The organism is Clostridium nigeriense (genome assembly GCF_050585245.1).
GTDB classification, from domain to species: domain Bacteria; phylum Bacillota; class Clostridia; order Clostridiales; family Clostridiaceae; genus Clostridium; species Clostridium nigeriense_A.
Genome location: NZ_JBNOOF010000030.1, coordinates 1 through 2524, shown reverse-complemented (window position 1 = coordinate 2524; position 2524 = coordinate 1). Strand labels below are relative to the sequence as shown.

General features: G+C 51.2%; 1 rRNA gene. It reads right to left on the bottom strand.

What is annotated here, in order from left to right:
* Position 1: 1 nt before the first annotated feature.
* Positions 2-2524, bottom strand: a 23S ribosomal RNA gene (locus tag ACQPUY_RS17630); the annotation flags it as partial.

Below are 2524 nucleotides of genomic sequence, written 5' to 3'. Positions count from 1 at the left end.
TTTGGTCAAGCCCTCGACCTATTAGTATCAGTCAGCTAAATATGTTACCACACTTACACCTCTGACCTATCAACCTTGTGTTCTTCAAGGGGTCTTACTAGCTTATGCTATGGGAAATCTCATCTTGAGGGGGGCTTCACGCTTAGATGCTTTCAGCGTTTATCCCTTCCCGACTTAGCTACCCAGCCATGCTCCTGGCGGAACAACTGGTGCACCAGAGGTCAGTCCATCCCGGTCCTCTCGTACTAAGGACAGCTCCTCTCAAATTTCCTACGCCCGCGACGGATAGGGACCGAACTGTCTCACGACGTTCTGAACCCAGCTCGCGTGCCGCTTTAATGGGCGAACAGCCCAACCCTTGGGACCTACTACAGCCCCAGGATGCGACGAGCCGACATCGAGGTGCCAAACCTCCCCGTCGATGTGGACTCTTGGGGGAGATCAGCCTGTTATCCCCGAGGTAGCTTTTATCCGTTGAGCGATGGCCCTCCCACGAGGTACCACCGGATCACTAAGCCCGACTTTCGTCCCTGCTCCACTTGTGGGTGTCGCAGTCAGGCTCCCTTCTGCCTTTGCACTCTACGAACGATTTCCGACCGTTCTGAGGGAACCTTTGGGCGCCTCCGTTACATTTTAGGAGGCGACCGCCCCAGTCAAACTGCCCACCTAACAATGTCCCGTCACCAGTTTCATGGCGTCCGGTTAGAATCCCAATACTGTCAGGGTGGTATCCCAAGGATGACTCCACTAAGGCTGACGCCCTAGCTTCTCAGTCTCCCACCTATCCTGTACAGACAATATCGAAACTCAATGCTAAGCTACAGTAAAGCTCTACGGGGTCTTTCCGTCCAATCGCGGGTAGCGAGCATCTTCACTCGCACTACAACTTCGCCGGATTTGCAGTTGAGACAGTGCCCAAGTCATTACGCCATTCGTGCGGGTCAGAACTTACCTGACAAGGAATTTCGCTACCTTAGGACCGTTATAGTTACGGCCGCCGTTTACTGGGGCTTAAGTTCACACCTTCGCTTGCGCTAAGTGTTCCCCTTAACCTTCCAGCACCGGGCAGGCGTCAGCCCCTATACATCAGCTTGCGCTTTAGCAGAGACCTGTGTTTTTGCTAAACAGTTGCTTGGGCCTATTCTCTGCGGCCTGCTCTCGCAGGCACCCCTTCTCGCTAACTTACGGGGTCAATTTGCCTAGTTCCTTAACTGCAATTCTTCCGATGGCCTTAGGATTCTCTCCTCATCTACCTGTGTCGGTTTGCGGTACGGGCACTACTTCTCTCTCTAGATGCTTTTCTTGGAAGCAGGGAATCAGATACTTCGGTCAATTTGACCTTCCCCATCACACCTCAGGATTGTTAAGACGGATTTGCCTATCTTAACTCCCTAAATGCTTAGACTAGCATTTCCAATCGCTAGCACATCCTATCCTTCTCCGTCACACCATCGATAATAACGATAATAGTGGTATTGGAATATCAACCAATTGTCCATCACCTACGCCTTTCGGCCTCGGCTTAGGTCCCGACTAACCCTGGGCGGACGAGCCTTCCCCAGGAAACCTTAGATTTTCGGCCTGTAAGATTCTCACTTACATCTCGCTACTAATGCCAACATTCTCACTCGTAATCAGTCCACCGCTCCTTTCGGTACGACTTCAGCCCGATTACGACGCTCCTCTACCGCTCAAGTAATCTTGAGCCCGTAGCTTCGGTGGTAAGTTTGAGCCCCGGACATTTTCGGCGCAGGATCTCTCGACTAGTGAGCTATTACGCACTCTTTAAATGAGTGGCTGCTTCTAAGCCAACATCCTAGTTGTCTTAGAAATCCCACATCCTTTACCACTTAACTTACACTTTGGGACCTTAGCTGACGATCTGGGCTTTTTCCCTTTTGACCACGGATCTTATCATTCGTAGTCTGACTGCCGGACTCATAGTATATGGCATTCGGAGTTTGATAAGGTTCGGTAAGCGATATGCCCCCTAGCCCATTCAGTGCTCTACCTCCATTACTCATATCCGACGCTAGCCCTAAAGCTATTTCGAGGAGAACCAGCTATCTCCGAGTTCGATTGGAATTTCTCCGCTATCCACAGCTCATCCCATGCTTTTTCAACAGCAACGTGGTTCGGTCCTCCACGGGGTTTTACCCCCGCTTCAACCTGGCCATGGATAGGTCACCCGGTTTCGGGTCTACGGCATGCAACTAGTCGCCCTATTAAGACTCGGTTTCCCTTCGGCTCCGTACCTTAAGTACTTAACCTTGCTACATACCGTAACTCGTTGGCTCGTTCTACAAAAAGCACGTCATCACCCTCATAAGGGGCTTTGACCGGTTGTAGGCACACGGTTTCAGGTTCTATTTCACTCCCCTCCCGGGGTTCTTTTCACCTTTCCCTCACGGTACTGCTTCACTATCGGTCATCAGGTAGTATTTAGCCTTGGGAGGTGGTCCTCCCTGCTTCCCACAAGGTTTCACGTGTCTCGTGGTACTCTGGATCAGAACTTGGTTATTAT